Below are 16690 nucleotides of genomic sequence, written 5' to 3'. Positions count from 1 at the left end.
GGGGACGAGCCCCGCCCTCCGTCCGGGCGCCCGTCGGCGCCCCCCGGCGCGCCCGGTGCGACGTCCCACGCCCCGGAACGCCGCTCCGTGTACCGCACAAGAGATGGGATGATTGGGCCGTTCATTGCGATACGACGGAGAGTGCATGTCCCAGTCCGAACAGGCGGCCGTAACCGACCACATGACGCCCTCCGGGGTTCCCCCGGTCATCGCACCCGAACAGCCCCCCACCACGACGCCCGCGCCGATATCCCCCAAGGCGCGGGCCGGCCTCGTCGTCACCCTGATCCTCGGCAGCCTCTCCGCGCTGCCCGCGCTGTCCATGGACCTCTACCTGCCGGCCCTGCCGGAGGTCAGCGACGTCCTCGACACCAGCGCCTCCAGCGTCCAGCTCACCCTCACCGCCTGCCTGCTCGGCCTCGCTCTCGGGCAGCTGATCATCGGCCCGATGAGCGACCAGCTCGGCCGCCGGCGCCCGCTGATCGTCGGGATGTCCTGCTATGTCGTCGCCTCCGCCGCCTGCGCCGTCGCGCCCGGCATCGAGGCGCTCACCGCCTTCCGGGTGCTCCAGGGCCTGGCGGGCGCGGCAGGGATAGTCATCGCCCGCGCGATCGTCCGCGACATGTACGAGGGCGTCGCCATGGCGCGCTTCTTCTCCACCCTGCTGCTGATCTCCGGCGCGGCCCCGATCCTGGCCCCCGTCTTCGGCGGCCAGATGCTGCGGTACACCGACTGGCGCGGCCTGTTCGTCGTCCTCGCCGTCCTCGGACTCGTCCTGGTGCTGATCGTCGCCCGCTGGCTGCCGGAGACACTGCCCCGGGAGCAGCGGCAGAGCGGCGGTGTCGGCAGCGCCCTTCGCACCATGGGCGGCCTCTTCCGCGACCGGGTCTTCACCGGCTACCTGCTGGCCGGCAGCCTGACCTTCGCCACCCTCTTCGCCTACGTCGCCGCCTCGCCCTTCGTCGTCCAGGAGATCTACGGCGGCTCCCCGCAGACCTTCAGCCTGCTGTTCATGACCAACGCCATCGGGCTGGTCGCCGTCAGCCAGATCAACGGCAAGATCCTGGTCGGCCGGGTCTCCCTGAACCGGGTGATCGGCGTCGGCCTGGTGATCATCACCGGTGCCGCCGTGGCGCTGCTGCTCATCACCTCCGGCGCGTTCGGCGACGCCGGACTGGTCGCCGTGGCGAGCGGGCTCTTCGTGCTGATGGCCGCCATGGCGCTGGTGCTGCCCAACGCCAACTCGCAGGCCCTCATGCGCACCCCGCACGCCGCCGGGTCGGCCTCGGCGCTGCTGGGCGCCTCCCAGTTCTTCATCGGCGCCGTCGCCTCCCCGCTGGTCGGCGTCGCCGGTGAGCACACCGCCGTGCCGATGGCCGTGGTCCAGCTGACCTGCGTCGTACTGGCCGCGCTGGCCTTTGTCGTACTGTGCAGGCCATGGCGAACGAGCAGGGTCTCCGTCCCGGTGGCATGAGCGAGGACGCCCCGCACGCGCGCACCGCACCGGTGCCCGCGTCGGGGCCGCTCGCTGACCTCGTCCGGCTGGTCACGGCGCTGCCGGATTCCGGCCCGCTTCCCGGCCCGTTTCCCGGCCTGCCCGGTTCGGACGCGCGGGGGGAGGGGCACCCCGTCCGCCGCCCCTGGTGCGGCGGCGCCGCCGTGCTTGCCGGGAGGCGTGAACGCACCCTGGTCCGGCACGCCGCCGGCTGGGCCCTGCGCCACGCCGCCCACGACCGGGAGCTTCCCCCCGAGCGGCGCGACCCGCTGCACCCCGGGACCCTCTTCGACCTGGCGTCGGTCACCAAGCTGTTCACCGCCGTCGCCGTCGTGCAGCAGCTCGAACGGGGACGCCTGACCCTCGACGGCACGGTGGCCGCCGTGCTCCCGGAGTTCGGCGCGGCCGGCAAGTCGGAGGTGACCGTCCGGCAGCTGCTCACCCACACCTCCGGTCTCCGGCCGGAACTCCCCTTCTACGAGGGTGGCTGGCCCGAGCGCCTGTGGCGGGAGGCGCCGGTCACCGCCCCCGGCACCGCCCGCCTCTACTCCGACCTCAACCTGCTGACCCCCCAGCTGCTGCTGGAACGCGTCACCGGGCGCACCGTGGACGTCCTGATCCGCGAGGAGATCACCGGGCCGCTGGGGATGGAGGACACCGCCTACGGGCCGGTGCCCCCGGAGCGGGCCGCCGCCACCGAGGACCAGCGCCGGCCGTGGGCCAAGGCCGACCGGGGCATGCTGCGCGGCGAGGTGCACGACGAGAACGCCGCCGCGCTCGGCGGTGTCGCCGGGCACGCCGGGCTGTTCTCCACCGTCGACGACCTGGCACGGTTCTGCCGGGCGCTGCTCGACGACGGGGGGCCGCTGCTCCGTCCCGAGTCGGTCGCGCTGCTGCTGGACGCGCCGGGGCTCGGCTTCGCGGTGGACCAGCCCTCGTTCATGGGCGAGCTGGCCGGGCCCGCCGCCGCCGGGCACACCGGATTCACCGGCACCTCGCTGGTGGTGGACCGCCGCACGGGCGGCTTCCTGGTGCTGCTCGCCACCACCGTCCACCCCGTCCGCCCGTCGCCGCCGGACAGCGCCCCCCGCGCCGCCGCCGCCACGCTGCTCGCCCGCGCGCTCCGCGCGGAGGACCGCGGGCACGGCTCCGGCGGCTGAGCGATCGCGCGGCGTGAGCGGCCGCGCGGCCCGGCGACCCGGCGGGTGTGCGCGCTCGCCGCGCACGGCCCTCAGCGGCGGCCGGGCGGCACCAGGTGGTCCAGCAGCCCCGCGTCCGCGGGGTACTCGGGCTCGTCCGGCAGCAGCCGGGACGCCTCCTCCAGCCGCCCGGCCCGCACCAGGCCGTGCGCCCGGTGCGCCAGCGGCGTCACGTCCCGGAGGCCGCTGATCCACTCGTCCGCGTACCGCTCGGCGGCCTCCCCGGTCAGCCCGAGTTGCAGCGACCGGCAGGGCAGCGGGTGCAGCAGCAGGTCGCGCTCGGGGCCCCACTGGACCCGGCAGGGAGCCCGGCGCAGCGCGCGGCTCCAGTTCCGGCGGTCGCCGTGCAGCTCGTGCCGGTAGTGCGACAGGGCGGCGTTGCGGAGCGCCCACTCGAACCCGTCGCGGCTCACCTCGACGGCGAGGACCGTCTCCTGGTTCTGCTTGGTGCCCCAACCGGAGCGGTACATCATCCACAGGAAGGACGGTTTGACCCAGGTCATCCGCTCCCGCTTCCAGGACGAGGGGAAGCGGCCGTCGCGGGCGGCCGGTTCGCCGAGTGCCGGAGGGTAGGCCTGGTAGAGGGTGACCGTGGTGGCGGTGTGTGCCGCCCGGATCCGGTGTGCCGTGGGGGCGGTGCCCTCCGGCGACTCCGGCGTGGATGGCTGTGGCATGGCGTGTCGTCCCCGTCGCTGTCGCTGTGGCTCTCGCCGACCCGGCACCGGCCCGTAGGCGCCAGGTGGAGGCCGCCGGTACGCGGCCGGCGCCGCGTCACCGTAGCGCCGAGGGGATGGCGGTGGCTCCCGGTTTTCGGCGGCGGCGCCGCGACCACGGGGTGTTCCCCCGCAGCGCCTAGGATCTTCGGGTGAACACGACCACCGACGACCGCCTGCGCGGCGCGCTGGACGCACTGCTCGACGGACTGCCGCCACGGCAGCTCAGCGGGGCGGTCGAGCGGCTGATGACCCACTACCGGGGGCGCACTCCCACCGGCGCGCCGATTCTCCGGGACCGGGCGGACGCCGTCGCCTACGCGGCCTACCGCATGCCGGCCACCGCCATCGCCGTGGGGGCCGCCCTCGGAGAGCTGGCGGACCGGCTGCCCGGGTGGGCGCCCGGCAGTCACCTCGATCTGGGCGGCGGGACCGGCGCCGCCGTCTGGGCGGTGGCCGGAACCTGGCCGGGCGGGCGGCCGGTCACGGTGCTGGACTGGGCCGGTCCGGCGCTCGACCTCGGCCGGGAGCTGTGCCACGGGGCGCGCGACGAGGCGCTGGAGGCGGTGAGCTGGCGGCAGGAGCGGATCGCGCCCGGGCTGCGGCTGCCGCCGGCCGGGCTGGTCACCGCTTCCTATGTGCTGGGGGAACTGACCGAGGACGCGCGGGACGCGCTCGCCGACGCCGCCGCGGCGACCGGGGGAGCCGTGGTCATCGCCGAGCCGGGCACCCCCGACGGGTACCTGCGGGTGATCCGGGCGCGGGACCGGCTGGTCGCTGCCGGGCTGCGGGTGCTGGCGCCCTGTCCGCACAGCGACCGCTGCCCGATCGAAGCGGGCACCGACTGGTGCCACTTCGCGGCCCGGGTCGCCCGCTCCTCGCTGCACCGCCGGGTCAAGGGCGGCGAACTGCCTTACGAGGACGAGAAGTTCAGCTATGTGGCGGCCGTGCCGCCGGGTCTGGCCCCGGACCCGCGTCCGGCGGCCTCACGGATCGTGCGCCGGCCGCAGCAGCGCAAGGGGCAGGTGCTGCTGGATCTGTGCACGAACGGGGACGGGTTGCGCCGCACGACCGTGACCAAGCGCGACCGGGACGCATACCGGGCGGCTCGGGACGCGGAGTGGGGCGAGCCGTGGCCACCGCCGGGCGGGGAGCGGGCACCGGACTGAGGCGGGGCGCCGACACCCGTCCGAGGCCCCGGGCCGACCGTCACGCGCCGGGGCGGCACCGGCACCGGCACCGCATGGGGCTCGGCGCCGCACCGGGCTCGGGCGGACCGCCGCCGCGGCCGCCCGAGTGCGGTGGTCACCGCGGCGGTTCAGGCCCGTAGCTCGCCGGTGCAGCACTTCACGCTGCCGCCGCCCTTGAGGAGTTCGGTCAGGTCCACCGCGATCGGGTCGTAGCCGCGTTCCCGCAGGGGTGCGAACAGGCCGTCCGCCGACTGCGGCAGTAGCACGTGGTGCCCGTCGGAGACCGCGTTCAGTCCCAGTGCGAGGGCGTCGGCCTCCCCGGCGAGGACCGCGTCGGGGAAGAGCCGGGCCAGTACCGAGCGGCTGCCGGGCGAGAACGCCTCGGGGTAGTACATGACGGCGTCGTCGCGCGAGTCGTCGAGGACGCAGAGCGCGGTGTCGAGGTGGTAGAAGCGGGGGTCGACCAGGTCCAGGCCGATCACCGGCCGGGCGAAGAACTCCTGTGCCTCCGCGTGGGACAGGGGGCTGCTGCGGAAGCCGCGTCCGGCCAGCAGGAAGCCGGCGGTCACGGCGAAGTCGCCCTCACCCTCGTTGATGTGCTCCGGATCCCGGAAGTACACGGGGGCGGTCGCCCCGCTCTGCCGCAGATGCCACTCGCGGTGGAGCGCCGCCTCCGGCCGGCGCTCGGGGTGGGCGAAGTTCGCGCCGAGCACCCGGCCGTCGATGACGGTGGCGCCGTTGGCGGCGTAGACCAGGTCGGGAAGGTCCGGGTGGGGGGTGAGGACGTCGACCGTGTGGCCGAGGGACAGGTAGCGCTCCCGGAGTCCTTCCCACTGGGTGATGGCCAGGGGGAGGTCGACGGGTTTGGCCGGGTCCATCCAGGGGTTGATGGCGTAGGTGACCCGGAAGTGCTCGGGTGGGCACATCAGGTAGCGGCGGGGTGAGTACAAGGAAAGGCTCCTCACGACGACCGGCTGGGCGGTGTGCCCAGTGTGCACAGCGTTCGTCGTGAGGAGCGGGGTTCGTGCGCGGATTCGCCGGAGTCAGCTCTTCCGCGTGCGGAATCTCTCCAGCAGCTCCCGCTTGCGGGCCTGCTCGTCGGGCGGCGTCGCGCCGCGGCCGCCGGCCCTTTCCCCACGCAGGGCGCCCTTGGAGAGGTGCCTGCGGTCGCCGCCGACGCCCAGCATCGATCCGCTGCGTCCCTTGCTCATGGCGGTCTCCTTCCTGTCGTCCGGACGGATGTCCGGGGTGGTCCTCCGGGGGACCGTCCGCGACGGTCGCCCGGAAGACCCGGTGACGGTCGCCGTCATCGCTCAATCTTGAGACGAGACGGTTCGTCTTGTCAATACGGTTCGTCTCGTTAGACTCGCCGCATGACCTCCCGACCAGCAGCCGCCCAGCCCCCCGCCACCGGCGGACGCCGCCCCGACCCCACTCGGCGCAGCGCCCACTCCCGCAACGCCATCCTCGCCGCCAGCCTCCAGTTGGTCGGCGAGGTCGGCTACGCGCGGCTGACCATCGAGGCCATCGCCGCCCGGGCGGGTGTCGGCAAGCAGACGATCTACCGCTGGTGGCCGTCGAAGGCGGCCGTACTGCTCGACGCCTTCACCGACGGCAAGGGGGAGGACGCCCCGGCCGCGCTCCCGGACACCGGTGACATCGAGGCCGACCTCAAGGCGGTGCTGCGCGCCACCGCCGACGAGTTCAGCGACCCCTCCTTCGAGGCGCCCTACCGCGCGCTGGCCGTCGCGGGCGCCGAGGACGCCGAACTCTCCCGGGAGTTCGACGCCCGGCTCGGCGACAACGCCGGGGTCGAGCTCTACGCGGCGCGACTGCGTGCGGCCCGGGAGGCGGGAGAGCTGGCCCCCGACGCCGATGTGCGGCTCGCCGCCGAGATGCTGACCGGCGCGTTCTTCCAGCGGTGGCTGAACCGCCGCGGGGAACTCGACCACGCCTTCTGTGACGGACTGGTCGACCTCGTCATGAGCGGGCTGCGCCCGCGGTTGTGACGGCACACACACCCCGCCGGGCCGTTTCGCCGGCGCGTTGTCCGGTGCGCGCGCCCGCGTGAGCGCTGTGCTCCGGGCCCATCGGCCGTCCCGCCGTGCCCGGCGGGGCGCAGCCACCCGCGCCCGGGTCACGCGCGCCGGCGCCCCCAGCGTGCGCCCCGGCGCCGCCCGGGCGCACCGTCCGCCCCGTTCCGCCCCGGCGTGTCCGGCATCCGGTCGTTCGGACCGGTCCGATTACGCATTCGTCAGTCACACAAGGCAGGATGGCCCCAGTCGCCACCCAGTCAACGCGGGCGGCCCTCGGACGAAGTGAGGCGGTACGAAGCCCATGGAACGCGAGAGCAGAATTCCCCGCTGGCTGCGACGCGGTGCCCGTGGCGCCGCCGCCGCGGACGCGGCCGCCGCCCGGCGCCGCGAGGATCTCCTGCTCGTCGCCGCCGCCGGCTTCCCCCTCGCCCGCGCTGCCCACCCGCAGGGCTACGGCTGTTCGTGCGAGCGCATCGGCTGTCCGACGCCGGGCCGGCACGCCGTCTCCTTCGCCTGGCACACCGAGGCGACCACCGACCCCGCGCGCGTCACCCGCTGGTTCGACGCCGACCCCGAGACCAATGTCATCACCGCCACCGGACTCACCCACGACGTGCTGGACGTACCGCTCGCGGCCGGGGAGGCGGCCCTCCTCCGTCTCGACGGTGAGGGCGTCGAACTGGGACCGGTGGCCGTCGTCGACCCCGACCGGATGCTGTTCTTCACCAAGACCCGCACCCCGGACGACGAGGAGGAGTGGTGGCCCTGTGAGCTGGACTGCCACCCCGAGACCATGGACGAGCATCCCGGGCTGCGCTGGCACTGCCGCGCCAGCTACGTGCTGGTACCGCCCTCCCGGGTGCCGGGCGGCGGCGGTGTGCGCTGGCTGCGTGGCCCCGGGCACCCGCTGCCCGAGCCGCTGACCCTCCTGGAGGCGCTCACCGACGCCTGCGCGGACCACAACACCCGGGACGCGGCGGCCGGGGAGCTCGACCACGACCAGCACGCGGGCTGGTACGGGCGCTGACCCCGGCGGCCGTGCACGCACGGTCCCGGACGCTCGCTGTCGTGAGCCCGTGAGCCCGTGAGCCCGTGAGCCCGTGAGCCCGTGAGCCGGGCCGGCCGGTGTCAGTCCGCGCCGGCGCCGACCACGCCGAAGACCCGCGAGGCGACCTCGATCTCGCCCACGTCGCTCTCCGGGACCATCGACACCTGCATGCTCATCCGGCGGGTGGTCACCGAACGGGTGGCCTCGCCCTCCAGCAGCGCCTCGACGTACTGGTCGATCACCGGGGTCTCGCCCTCCGCCCACGTCTGCTTCTCGTGGTGCTGCGTGGAGAAGAAGACCAGCGCGCCGTCCTCGGTGCGCAGCCCGAGGGGCGGTGAGGACTCCCCGGCGGCGGCCTGGTCCTGGTACTGGACCACGTACGCGGCCTCGTTGCCCGCCTCCTCGCGGCGCTCACGCTCGCCCGTGGTCAGCGGCCCGTCCGTGTAGGGGCCCTCGCCGCTCTGGAGGTACTCGGCGTAGCCCTCCGCCACCGAGGCCGGGCTCATCGCCAGCCCCTCGGTCTCGTCGGCGGTGAGGAACTCGGCGTGGCCCTCCTCGTCCTCGGTGAAGACCGGGACGTCCTCGGGGGGCAGCGTCACCAGGTAGTTGGCCCGCCAGTCCTGGTCCACGGCGTCGCGGGTGAAGACCAGCAGCCAGCGGGCGTCGCCCCGGTTGGTGGCGGTGTCGGCGACGAAGTGCTTGGGCCACCCGGCCTGGCGCGGGATGTGGAAGACGGAGTCGCTGAACTCCATCGGCTGGTAGTTGGGGTTGCCCTCGGGATGGACCCGGTGGCGGGCGGTGTGCCCGGCGGAGTTGATGTTCAGCAGGGTCCCGGTGTCGACGGTGCTGTTCAGCTCCGCGTCGTAGGCGGGGTTGCCCTCGTTCTTGACCTCGGCGTAGTTCGCCAGGACGTCCGCTGCCTCGTCCTCGGTGGTCGTCGGGAGGAGTGCCTCCTCGCCGCGTACCGTGACGCAACCGGCCAGCGAAGCCGTCAGTGCGATGCCCGTCAGGGCGGCGGTCAGCCGTGCTCTCACCCGCATCGTGGGGCCCCTCCCCGTCACCTCGTGTGCCGCGCGGTGCGAGCGCGCAGCCGCGGGAGTGTGCCGGCCGGCCACCGGCCCGCCTCCGCGTCCGCCAGCCCGTTCGGGCGTCGGCCAACGCATCGTATCGGTGCCGACGGGCGACCCGCGCATGGGATGATGCCGCACGGAGGCCCGACGCACAGCCAGGGGGTACGCGATGACGGTCCCGGGGGCCCCGGAGCCCGCCAGACAGCCGGCGGGAGACGCCGCGCCGGGAGCCGACGAGGCGCCCGAGGGCTACCGCGCGGCGCTGCGCCGGCTGCGCACCGCGCAGAAGTCCGCCAAGGGCGTCTCGCTCTACTCCCGTTACGTGAACCGGCCGTTGGGCCGGGTGTTCGCCGCCGCCGCCTACCGGGCGGGGCTCACCCCGAACCAGGTCACCCTGGTCAGCGCCGCCTTCAGCTACGCGGGCGTCGCCGCCGTCGCGCTGGTGGAGCCCGGCTGGGCCCTGGCCGTCGCGGTCTACGCGGCCCTGGTGACCGGCTTCGCACTGGACTCCGCGGACGGTCAACTGGCCCGGCTGCGCGGGGTGTCCGGGCCGGCGGGTGAGTGGCTGGACCACGTCGTGGACTGCGTCAAGATCACCGCGCTGCACGCCGCCGTGCTGATCGCCTGGTACCGCTTCTTCGACCTGCCCCACGCGGCGTGGCTGCTGGTGCCGCTGGTCTTCCAGCTGGCGGCGGTGGTCACCTACTGCGGCGGGCTGCTGACCGAGAAGCTCAAGCCGCGCCCCGCCCCGGGAGCCGTCCCGCCGCGGCCGTCCACGGTGCGGGCCGTCGCGCTGCTGCCCGTCGACTACGGCGTGGTCTGCGTGGTCTTCCTGCTGCTCGGCGACGAGCGGCTGTTCCGCTACGGCTACACCGCGCTGGCCGCCGCGGCGGTGCTGCTGCTCGCCGGGTTCCTCACCAAGTGGTACCGCGAACTCGCCGCCGTGCGCCCGGAGCGGGCGCCCGGCGGTCCCGTGCCGGGCGCGGGCGCCGCATCGGCTCCGGAGGAGCCGGCCGTCAGCTCTCCGCACTCCGCTTGACGGGTGCCGCCGGCGCGGCGAGGGCGTCCAGTGCCCCGCGTAGCTGGGTGCTGGAGGTGTGGACGGTGTAGGGGAAGTACACGACCTCGACCCCGACCGTGGCCATCGCCGCCTCCAGCCGCTCGCCCTTCGGGGTGCCGCGCCAGTCGTCGCCCTTGAAGATCACGTCGAACCGGACCTGCCGCCACATCTCTAGCTTGTCGTGGGAGGTGTCGACGAACGCGGAGTCCACGTACCGGACGGAGCGGACGATCTCCAGCCGCTCCACCAGCGGGATCACCGGGGGGCGGCCCTTCATGCCCTGGGCGGTCTCGTCGGAGACGACGCCGGCCACCAGGTGGTCGCAGTGACTCCTGGCATGCCGGAGGATGTTGAGGTGTCCGATGTGGAAGAGGTCGTAGACCCCGGGCGCGTAGCCCACGATGTGCGTCATGCGGCGTGACCCCCCGGTCATGGCGGTGCGGCCGCCGCACTCTCCCGGTGCCGCGCCCGCCCGCGTTCGCTGTTGGACCAGACGATAGCGTCAACCCGGCCCGGGCAGGGACGAACGGTCACATCACGGCCCCGGCCGCCCGCTCAGGCCCCGGCCCGCGGCCCGGGCGGGCGGCACCCACGCGGACCGCGGTCGCGGTGGTGCAGACAGGTACGAACGCTGACATGCGGTGGTGTTCTGCGGATAGGGTGAGCACGGAGCGCTGTCAGGGGAGGCAGAGCCCGGGGGAGGAGTTACACGGTGCGCGACACTTCCGCCGATCCGGCGGCCGGGGGAGACCCCGAACCGGAACACCGGCCGGAGCGGGCGCCGTCGGCGGCCGTCGGTGAGCGACTGCTGCTGGTGTCCACCAACTACGCCCCCGAGCAGGCCGGTATCGGCCCCTACGCCACCCAGGTCGCCGAGCACTGGGCGGCCGAGCGCGGCGCGGAGGTGCACGTCCTGGCCGGGATGCCGCACTACCCGTCCTGGCGGGCCGACCCCGGCTACCGGGGCCGCTGGCGGGTCACCGACGAGCGCTCCGGCGTGCTGGTGCACCGCCGCCGCCACTCCATCCCGGCCCGGCAGACCGCCGTGCGGCGGGCGCTGTACGAGGCGTCGATCCTCGCGCACGGCCTGGTCGCCCCGCCCCGCATGGGACGTCCGGACGCCGTCGTCGCGCAGATGCCCAGCCTGGCCGGCGGGGTACTGGCCGCCCGTCTGGCGCGTCGCCACGGGGTGCCGTTCGTGCCGGTCGTCCAGGACCTCATGGGCGCCGCCGCCGCGCAGAGCGGCATCGCCGGCGGCGGTCGCGCCGCCGGTGCCGCCGCCTCCGTGGAGGCACGCGTGCTGCGCTCCGCGGAACTGGTGGGCATCATCCACGAGACCTTCCGCGACCGGGTGTGCGCGCTGGGCGTGGACGAGGCCCGCGTGCGGCTGGTGCCCAACTGGTCGCATGTGGCGCCCCCCGGCGACACCCGCGCCCAGACCCGTGCCCGCCTCGGCTGGGACGGGCGCACCGTCCTGCTGCACTCCGGCAACATGGGGCTCAAACAGGGGCTTGAGGTGCTGATAGAGACCGCCCGGGCCGAGCCCGCCCTGCACGTCGTGCTGATGGGCGACGGCAGCCAGCGCGGCCGTCTGACCGAGCTGGCCGCCGGACTGGACAACGTCCAGTTCCTGCCGCCCGCCGACGCCGGGGACTTCACCGACGTGCTGGCCGCCGCCGACGGGCTGCTCGTCACTCAGCGGGCCTCCGTCCTCGACATGAGCGTCCCCTCCAAGCTGACCTCGTACTTCGTCGCCGGCCGGCCCGTGATCGCCTCCGTCGCGGAGGGCGGCGGCACCGCGGAGGAGATACGCCGCTCCGACGCCGGCTGGCTGGTGCCACCGGAGGATCCGGCCGCGCTGGCCGCCGCCGGACGCGAGCTGGCGGCGGACCCCGAGGTGGCCGACGCACTGGGCGCCCGCGGCTTCGACTACGCTCGCGCCCATCTGGGCCGCGAGGCCGGGCTGGGGAGGATCTCCGCCCTGCTGGACGAGGCGATCACCGAACACCGCACGGCCGCGCACCGCACACCTCGCCGGCCGGGCCCGACACATCCTCGGCCGGACCGCGACACCGGCAGGAAGGGGAGCAGGGCGTGAGAGAGACCACGCTGCGCGAGGAGGGCCGGAACGGTCCCGCGCACGACGAACCGGACCTGCTGCGCGAGCAGTTCCGGCAGCTGCTGCGCTACCGGCTGCTGATCGCCGCCGGTGTCCTGCTCGGCCTCCTCGGCGGCGGCTACCTCGGACTGGCCACCAGCGACACCTACATCGCCACCAGCGAGATCGTGGTCCGCGCCCCGGCCAGCGACCCCTTCGAGGGCGGATCGCTGGACCGCGTCGCCATGGGCTCCGAACGGCGCACCGCCGTCAGCGACACCGTCGCCGAGCAGGCCGCCACCGAACTGGGCAGGCCCGCCGACGAGGCGGACGACCTGAAGGAGGGCCTCCAGGTCACCAACCCGCCCAACACCGAGGTGCTGCGGTTCTCCTACACCGCCACCGACCCCGACACCGCCGCCGGCCGCGCCAACGCGTTCGTCCGCGCCTACCTCGGCAACCGCCAGGAGACCGCCCAGGGCCTGGTCGACTCCATGGCCGGCTCCCTCCAGGAGCAGCGCGCCGTCCAGGAGGAGCGGCTGGAGGTCCAGGAAGGGCGGATCGCCGAGGCGTTCGACGGCAGCCGCGCCCACGAGGAAGCCCTCGCGGCCCGCGCCGCGATCGTCTCCCGCATGGGCGAGATCGACGGCCGCATCAGCGAACTGCGCTCCCTGGACACCTCCGGCGGCCGCGTCATCACCCGTGCCGCCGTCCCCGACTCCCCCTCCGGCCCCGGACTGGTGATGCTGCTGGGCCTGGGCACCGCCGTCGGTATCGGCGTCGGCCTGCTCGCCGCCTGGGTGCGGCTGGTCTTCGACCCGCGGGTCCGCTCCGCCGGTGATGTCGCCCGCGAACTGCGCGCACCCGTCCTCGGGGTGCTGCCGCGCACCGCCCGCCCCGCGCCCGGACAGCTGCTGGCCGAGGGCCGCCTGGCCGAGGAGTACCGTTCCGTCGCGTTCCGCCTCGCCTACGACGAGGCGTTCGCCCAGCGCCGCCGGCTGCTGGTCGTCGCCCCGCGCGGCACCATCGAGACGCCGCTGGTCACCTCCGTCAACATCTCCGCCGCCTTCGCGGAGATGGGCATGGACGCCCTGCTCATCGAGGCGGACCTGCGCACCCCCAGCCTCACCGACCAGCTCCGGCACGCCGACGGCGTGCGCCCCGGCTGGGTCTCCACCCCCGGCAGCGACGGCGGCTGGCCCGCCGGACTGCGGGTACCGATCGACGCCGGCGAGTCCGGCGTCTTCGACCTGGTGCCCGGACGCCGGGTCCGCAACGTCCCGCGCGCGCTGACCTCGGCCCCCGCGAGCCAGCTGATCGGCCACGCCGACGCCAAGGGCGCCGTCGTCACCGTGCTCGCCCCCGCCGTGCTCTCCTACGCCGACGCCATCGCGCTGACCGACCGGGTCGACGGCGTCCTGGTCGTCTGCGACCCGCACGAGGTGCGGCGCGACGACCTCGCCCGGGTACGGGAACTGGTCGTGGGCGCCGGCGGTGTGCTGCTGGGCGCCGTGCTCCACTCCTGGGGCAGCGGCAACGACCGCGAGCAGCCGGGCGCCGACAACAGCGACATACACGACGACGAGCTGGAGGCCGAGCCCCGTGCCGCGACCGGCCGGGTGGCCCCGCGCCAGCGGACCGGAGCCGAGGACCGGGTGCCGGTCCCGCACCGCGACATCGGCTCGGAGACCATGGGCCTGCGGATACTGGACCCCTCCGAGTTCGAGGGCCGCTCCCCGCGTGACTGACGCCCCGTCGACCAGTGCCGTCCCCCGCCATCCGGCGGGCGGGCGGCCCGGTGGCGCCCGGGCCCGGGTCCGCGCCCGCCCGGTGGCACCCCGGCTCCGGTGCCCCCGGTGAGACGGCCCTCCGCGCGCGCCGTGATGGCCGCGTCCGTGACCGACCAGGGCGTCGTCGCCCTCACCAACATCGCCGTGGTGATCGTCGCCGCCCGGCAGTCCACCGCCGCCGCGTTCGCGTCGTTCGCGATCGTCTACGCCGTGGCCACCGTCCTGCTCGGCGGCGCCGCCGCCTTCGTCGGACAGGCCCTGGTTCTGCGCCGCGGGCCGGACGCCGAACTCCACGGTCACATCCGCGGCTCGGTGCTGTTCACCCTCACCGCCGCCACCCTCGCCGGCGCCGCCCTCACCCTGTCCGCGTGGCCGTTCGACGGTGAACTGGCCGACGCCCTGGCCGTCCTGGGGCTGGTGCTCCCCCTGGTACTGGCCCAGGACGCGCTGCGGTACGGCTTCTCACTGCTCGGCCTCGCGCACGGCGCGCTCGCCGCCGACGTGCTGCGGCTGGCCCTGGCCGTGCCCGCGCTCGCCCTCCAGCCGCACGGCTCGGAGCCCTCCCGGCTCGTCCTGGCCTGGGGGCTCTCCGCGCTTCCCGCGCTGCTGCTCGGCGGATGGCTGCTGGCGCGCGCCACCCGCGGCGCCCGCCCCACGCCGCTGGCCGCCCCGCTGCGCCGCGACCACCTGGGCCGCCGGTTCGCCGCGGAGTACGGCGTCGGCCAGGCGGGAACCCAGCTGGCCGTCATCGGGCTGGGCCTGTTCGCCAACCCCCTGGCCGTGGGCGCGCTGCGCGGCGCCACCACCCTCTTCGGCCCGCTGAACGTCCTGTTCAACGCCGCCAACGGCTTCGGCCCCCCACAGCTCAACCGCCTCCACGCGCCCGAGAACAAGGCGCGGGCCGCCGCCCTCGCAGCGGGTGCGCTCGCCGCCGTCGCCGCCTGCTGGGCGGTGGTGCTGCTGCTGGTCCCCGGCTCCGCGGGCCGCGCGCTGCTCGGCGACACCTGGGATGCCGCCTCCGCGCTGCTCCCGGCCACCGGCGTCCAGTACACCGTGATGGCCCTCGGCGTCTGCGGGCTGCTGACGCTGCGCGTGCTGCGCCCCCGCGCCACCCTCCCGATCCAGGTCGTCTTCTCGCTGCTGTCCGTCGCCTGCCTCCTCGGCGGCTACGCACTGGGCGGAGTGGTGGGCGCGGCCTGGGGACTGTGCGTGGGATCGGCCGCCAAGAGCGCCGCCGCCTGGCTGCGGGTCCGCGCCGTGCTGCGCGAACCGCCCCCGGCCGACGGACCGGACGGGGACGGCGCCGGAGACACCTTCGCGGGCGGACCCGCCGGCGCCGGGGACGGCACGGACGGGACCCCGGTACCCGGCGCCGGCCGAAGCGGGGATTCGCGGTGAGCCCCCGCGGCCGGCCGATAGAATCCGCCGCGGGCGGGGTCCACGCACAGGGGGTGATCGCGCCGATGCCGGAAACCACTGAACTGTCCCGCCCCGTCGCGGCCGCCCCCGGCGCGTCGCAGAGCCGGGCCGTGTTCTCCCGCGCCACCGCGCTGCCCCTGATCTTCGGCGTCGTCGCCGCCCTGCCGCTGGCCGTCGCCGCGCAGCCGGGCGAAGGCGTCCGCGACACCGCGTTCCTCCTCCAGCTGGTCGTCGCCTGCTACGCCGGCGCCCGGCTGTGCGCCATGGTCCTCGCCGGCCAGCGCCGCCTCATCCAGGGCGCGTTCTGGCTCTTCTGCTACCTGGCGATGGGTGTCGCCCCGCTCGCGCAGTCCGTCCTGGGCCGCGAACCGACCCCCGTGGTCGGGCCGCGCTCGGACACCGTCCTCGCCACCGCGCTGGTACTGCTGGGCATGGTCGCCTTCGACGTCGGCGCCATGCTGGCCCGCAACCGGCCCGCGCTGCGCGGCCGCAAGCGCGCCCCGGCCCGCGTCGACCGCTGGCGGCTGTGGCTGCTGGTCGGGTTCTCGCTCGCGGCCAGCGGCGTCTTCGTCGTCCAGCTCGGCGGCCCGGCGGTCTTCTTCAGCAGCCGCGAGGAGATCCTCCTCGGACTGGAGGAGGTGACGGGCGGCCAGGTCGACCAGGAGACCGGCGAGGCCGGTAACGCGCTGCTGCGCGGATTCGGCACCGTCCCGGTGCTGCTGGCGCTGCTGCTGCTCACCCGCTGGCTGGTGACCTCCCGCAGCGCGCGCCGAAGTCCCTCCGTGCTGGCGGCCTGGACGGTGGTCGCCGTCGTCAACGTGATCGTCAACAACCCGGTCTCCAACCCCCGCTACTGGTTCCTGACCGTCCTGTTCTCGCTGCTGTTCACCGTTTTCCCCCGCAGCCCCGTGATGTACCGGGCCTCCCTGGCCCTCGGGGTGATCGTGGCGCTGCTGATCTTCCCGTTCGCCGACCGCTACCGGTACGCGGACGACGCGGCCAACCAGACCGGCTCGGGTTCGCTGCTGGAGCCGCTGGCGGTCAAGGACTACGACCAGGTCGGCATGTTCGCCAACCACATCACCTTCGTCGACGACGGCCACCACACCTACGGCGGCCAGCTCCTCGGCTCGGTGCTGTTCTTCGTCCCGCGCACCCTGTGGGAGGAGAAACCCGTCGACAGCGGGGTCCTGGTCGGCGAGTGGATGGGCACCAACAACACCAACCTCTCCTCCCCGCTGTGGGCCGAACTGTGGCTGGACTTCGGCCCACTGGGGATGACCGCCGGACTGCTCGCGGTCGGGTACGGCGCCGCCCGCGCCGACCGCAGGTACGTCAGCCGCACCCTGCACGACCCCTCGCCGGGCAACGTCTTCGCCGTGGTGGTGCCGCTGATCGCCGGGTACAGCTTCATCCTGCTGCGCGGCTCGCTGCTCCAGGCCACCGGCCGGATCGTCATCGTCGCCCTCTGCCTGGCGCTGGTCACCACCTTCCGGGACCGGCCCGAGCGCCGGCTGTGGTGACCGCCCGCCCCGCCGAGGCCGGCCACCGGCACCGGCCGCTCCCGCCCCG

15 protein-coding genes are annotated in these 16690 nt (G+C 74.8%); 10 read left to right on the top strand and 5 right to left on the bottom strand.

What is annotated here, in order from left to right:
* Positions 1 to 145: 145 nt before the first annotated feature.
* Together E0D90_RS14395 and E0D90_RS14390 are read left to right on the top strand one after the other, a co-directional pair.
* The gene (locus E0D90_RS14395; protein WP_103504634.1) at positions 146 to 1474 is read left to right on the top strand and encodes a multidrug effflux MFS transporter; all 1329 of its coding nucleotides are present in this window, start codon (positions 146 to 148) and stop codon (positions 1472 to 1474) included.
* Positions 1438 to 2655 carry a serine hydrolase domain-containing protein gene (locus tag E0D90_RS14390; RefSeq protein ID WP_227870226.1) on the top strand — a complete coding sequence of 406 codons (1218 nt, stop codon included), beginning with the start codon at positions 1438 to 1440 and terminating at the stop codon, positions 2653 to 2655. Before E0D90_RS14395 ends, E0D90_RS14390 begins: the two co-directional genes overlap by 37 nt.
* Before the next feature lie 71 nt (positions 2656 to 2726).
* Here the strand turns inward: E0D90_RS14390 and E0D90_RS14385 are convergent, their stop codons facing one another.
* Positions 2727 to 3368: a DUF4291 domain-containing protein gene (locus E0D90_RS14385; RefSeq protein WP_130798522.1), complete on the bottom strand. Its 642-nt coding sequence runs from the start codon at positions 3366 to 3368 to the stop codon at positions 2727 to 2729.
* Positions 3369 to 3559: 191 nt separating this feature from the next.
* Between E0D90_RS14385 and E0D90_RS14380 the strand changes: the two genes are divergently transcribed.
* Positions 3560 to 4576 carry a small ribosomal subunit Rsm22 family protein gene (locus tag E0D90_RS14380; protein WP_227870225.1) on the top strand — a complete coding sequence of 339 codons (1017 nt, stop codon included), beginning with the start codon at positions 3560 to 3562 and terminating at the stop codon, positions 4574 to 4576.
* Positions 4577 to 4725: 149 nt separating this feature from the next.
* Here the strand turns inward: E0D90_RS14380 and ddaH are convergent, their stop codons facing one another.
* Both ddaH and E0D90_RS27230 read right to left on the bottom strand, forming a co-directional pair.
* The gene (ddaH, locus tag E0D90_RS14375) at positions 4726 to 5523 is read right to left on the bottom strand and encodes a dimethylargininase (RefSeq protein ID WP_103501178.1); all 798 of its coding nucleotides are present in this window, start codon (positions 5521 to 5523) and stop codon (positions 4726 to 4728) included.
* A 117-nt stretch (positions 5524 to 5640) separates the two neighbouring features.
* The gene (locus E0D90_RS27230) at positions 5641 to 5808 is read right to left on the bottom strand and encodes a DUF6243 family protein (protein WP_170214978.1); all 168 of its coding nucleotides are present in this window, start codon (positions 5806 to 5808) and stop codon (positions 5641 to 5643) included.
* Positions 5809 to 5970: 162 nt separating this feature from the next.
* Here E0D90_RS27230 and E0D90_RS14370 point away from each other — a divergent pair, with 162 nt between their 5' ends.
* A complete protein-coding gene (locus E0D90_RS14370) occupies positions 5971 to 6606 on the top strand; it encodes a TetR/AcrR family transcriptional regulator (RefSeq protein ID WP_103501177.1) in 636 nt (211 codons plus the stop codon).
* A 328-nt stretch (positions 6607 to 6934) separates the two neighbouring features.
* Entirely contained in the window at positions 6935 to 7660 is a 726-nt protein-coding gene (locus E0D90_RS14365) for a bifunctional DNA primase/polymerase (RefSeq protein WP_130798520.1), read from the top strand.
* A 101-nt stretch (positions 7661 to 7761) separates the two neighbouring features.
* Here E0D90_RS14365 and E0D90_RS14360 read toward each other — a convergent pair whose 3' ends face one another.
* A complete protein-coding gene (locus E0D90_RS14360) occupies positions 7762 to 8721 on the bottom strand; it encodes an SCO2278 family lipoprotein (protein ID WP_130798518.1) in 960 nt (319 codons plus the stop codon).
* Between the two features lie 301 nt (positions 8722 to 9022).
* Between E0D90_RS14360 and E0D90_RS14355 the strand changes: the two genes are divergently transcribed.
* Positions 9023 to 9790 (top strand): CDP-alcohol phosphatidyltransferase family protein, encoded by a 768-nt coding sequence (locus E0D90_RS14355; protein ID WP_130798528.1) that lies wholly within the window; start codon positions 9023 to 9025, stop codon positions 9788 to 9790.
* On the opposite strand, the gene E0D90_RS14350 is transcribed toward E0D90_RS14355, so the two are convergent.
* A complete protein-coding gene (locus E0D90_RS14350) occupies positions 9768 to 10223 on the bottom strand; it encodes an FAD synthase family protein (protein ID WP_103502876.1) in 456 nt (151 codons plus the stop codon). The genes E0D90_RS14355 and E0D90_RS14350 overlap by 23 nt on opposite strands.
* 399 nt (positions 10224 to 10622) lie before the next feature.
* On the opposite strand from E0D90_RS14350, the gene E0D90_RS14345 reads away from it, so the two are divergent.
* From E0D90_RS14345 to E0D90_RS14330, 4 genes are all read left to right on the top strand, one after another.
* A complete protein-coding gene (locus tag E0D90_RS14345) occupies positions 10623 to 11909 on the top strand; it encodes a glycosyltransferase (protein ID WP_103502896.1) in 1287 nt (428 codons plus the stop codon).
* Positions 11906 to 13657 (top strand): lipopolysaccharide biosynthesis protein, encoded by a 1752-nt coding sequence (locus tag E0D90_RS14340; RefSeq protein WP_227870224.1) that lies wholly within the window; start codon positions 11906 to 11908, stop codon positions 13655 to 13657. Before E0D90_RS14345 ends, E0D90_RS14340 begins: the two co-directional genes overlap by 4 nt.
* Positions 13658 to 13765: 108 nt before the next feature.
* Positions 13766 to 15097 carry an MATE family efflux transporter gene (locus tag E0D90_RS14335; RefSeq protein ID WP_227870223.1) on the top strand — a complete coding sequence of 444 codons (1332 nt, stop codon included), beginning with the start codon at positions 13766 to 13768 and terminating at the stop codon, positions 15095 to 15097.
* A gap of 65 nt (positions 15098 to 15162) precedes the next feature.
* Positions 15163 to 16641: a hypothetical protein gene (locus E0D90_RS14330; protein WP_227870222.1), complete on the top strand. Its 1479-nt coding sequence runs from the start codon at positions 15163 to 15165 to the stop codon at positions 16639 to 16641.
* The last annotated feature ends 49 nt before the right edge of the window (positions 16642 to 16690 follow it).

This window comes from Streptomyces otsuchiensis, assembly GCF_004305975.1.
Taxonomy (GTDB): Bacteria; Actinomycetota; Actinomycetes; order Streptomycetales; family Streptomycetaceae; genus Streptomyces; species Streptomyces otsuchiensis.
The sequence above is the reverse complement of the archived record's forward strand: the minus strand, read 5'-3'. Positions and strand labels throughout refer to the sequence as shown.

What these genes read in the sequence shown, in the direction of transcription:
- E0D90_RS14360 (WP_130798518.1), bottom strand. Translation starts at nt 8,721, where the DNA reads ATGCGGGTGAGAGCACGGCTGACCGCCGCCCTGACGGGCATCGCACTG.
- E0D90_RS14395 (WP_103504634.1), top strand. Translation starts at nt 146, where the DNA reads ATGTCCCAGTCCGAACAGGCGGCCGTAACCGACCACATGACGCCCTCC.
- E0D90_RS14350 (WP_103502876.1), bottom strand. Translation starts at nt 10,223, where the DNA reads ATGACGCACATCGTGGGCTACGCGCCCGGGGTCTACGACCTCTTCCAC.
- E0D90_RS14365 (WP_130798520.1), top strand. Translation starts at nt 6,935, where the DNA reads ATGGAACGCGAGAGCAGAATTCCCCGCTGGCTGCGACGCGGTGCCCGT.
- E0D90_RS27230 (WP_170214978.1), bottom strand. Translation starts at nt 5,808, where the DNA reads ATGAGCAAGGGACGCAGCGGATCGATGCTGGGCGTCGGCGGCGACCGC.
- E0D90_RS14370 (WP_103501177.1), top strand. Translation starts at nt 5,971, where the DNA reads ATGACCTCCCGACCAGCAGCCGCCCAGCCCCCCGCCACCGGCGGACGC.
- ddaH (WP_103501178.1), bottom strand. Translation starts at nt 5,523, where the DNA reads ATGTGCCCACCCGAGCACTTCCGGGTCACCTACGCCATCAACCCCTGG.
- E0D90_RS14330 (WP_227870222.1), top strand. Translation starts at nt 15,163, where the DNA reads ATGCCGGAAACCACTGAACTGTCCCGCCCCGTCGCGGCCGCCCCCGGC.
- E0D90_RS14390 (WP_227870226.1), top strand. Translation starts at nt 1,438, where the DNA reads ATGGCGAACGAGCAGGGTCTCCGTCCCGGTGGCATGAGCGAGGACGCC.
- E0D90_RS14385 (WP_130798522.1), bottom strand. Translation starts at nt 3,368, where the DNA reads ATGCCACAGCCATCCACGCCGGAGTCGCCGGAGGGCACCGCCCCCACG.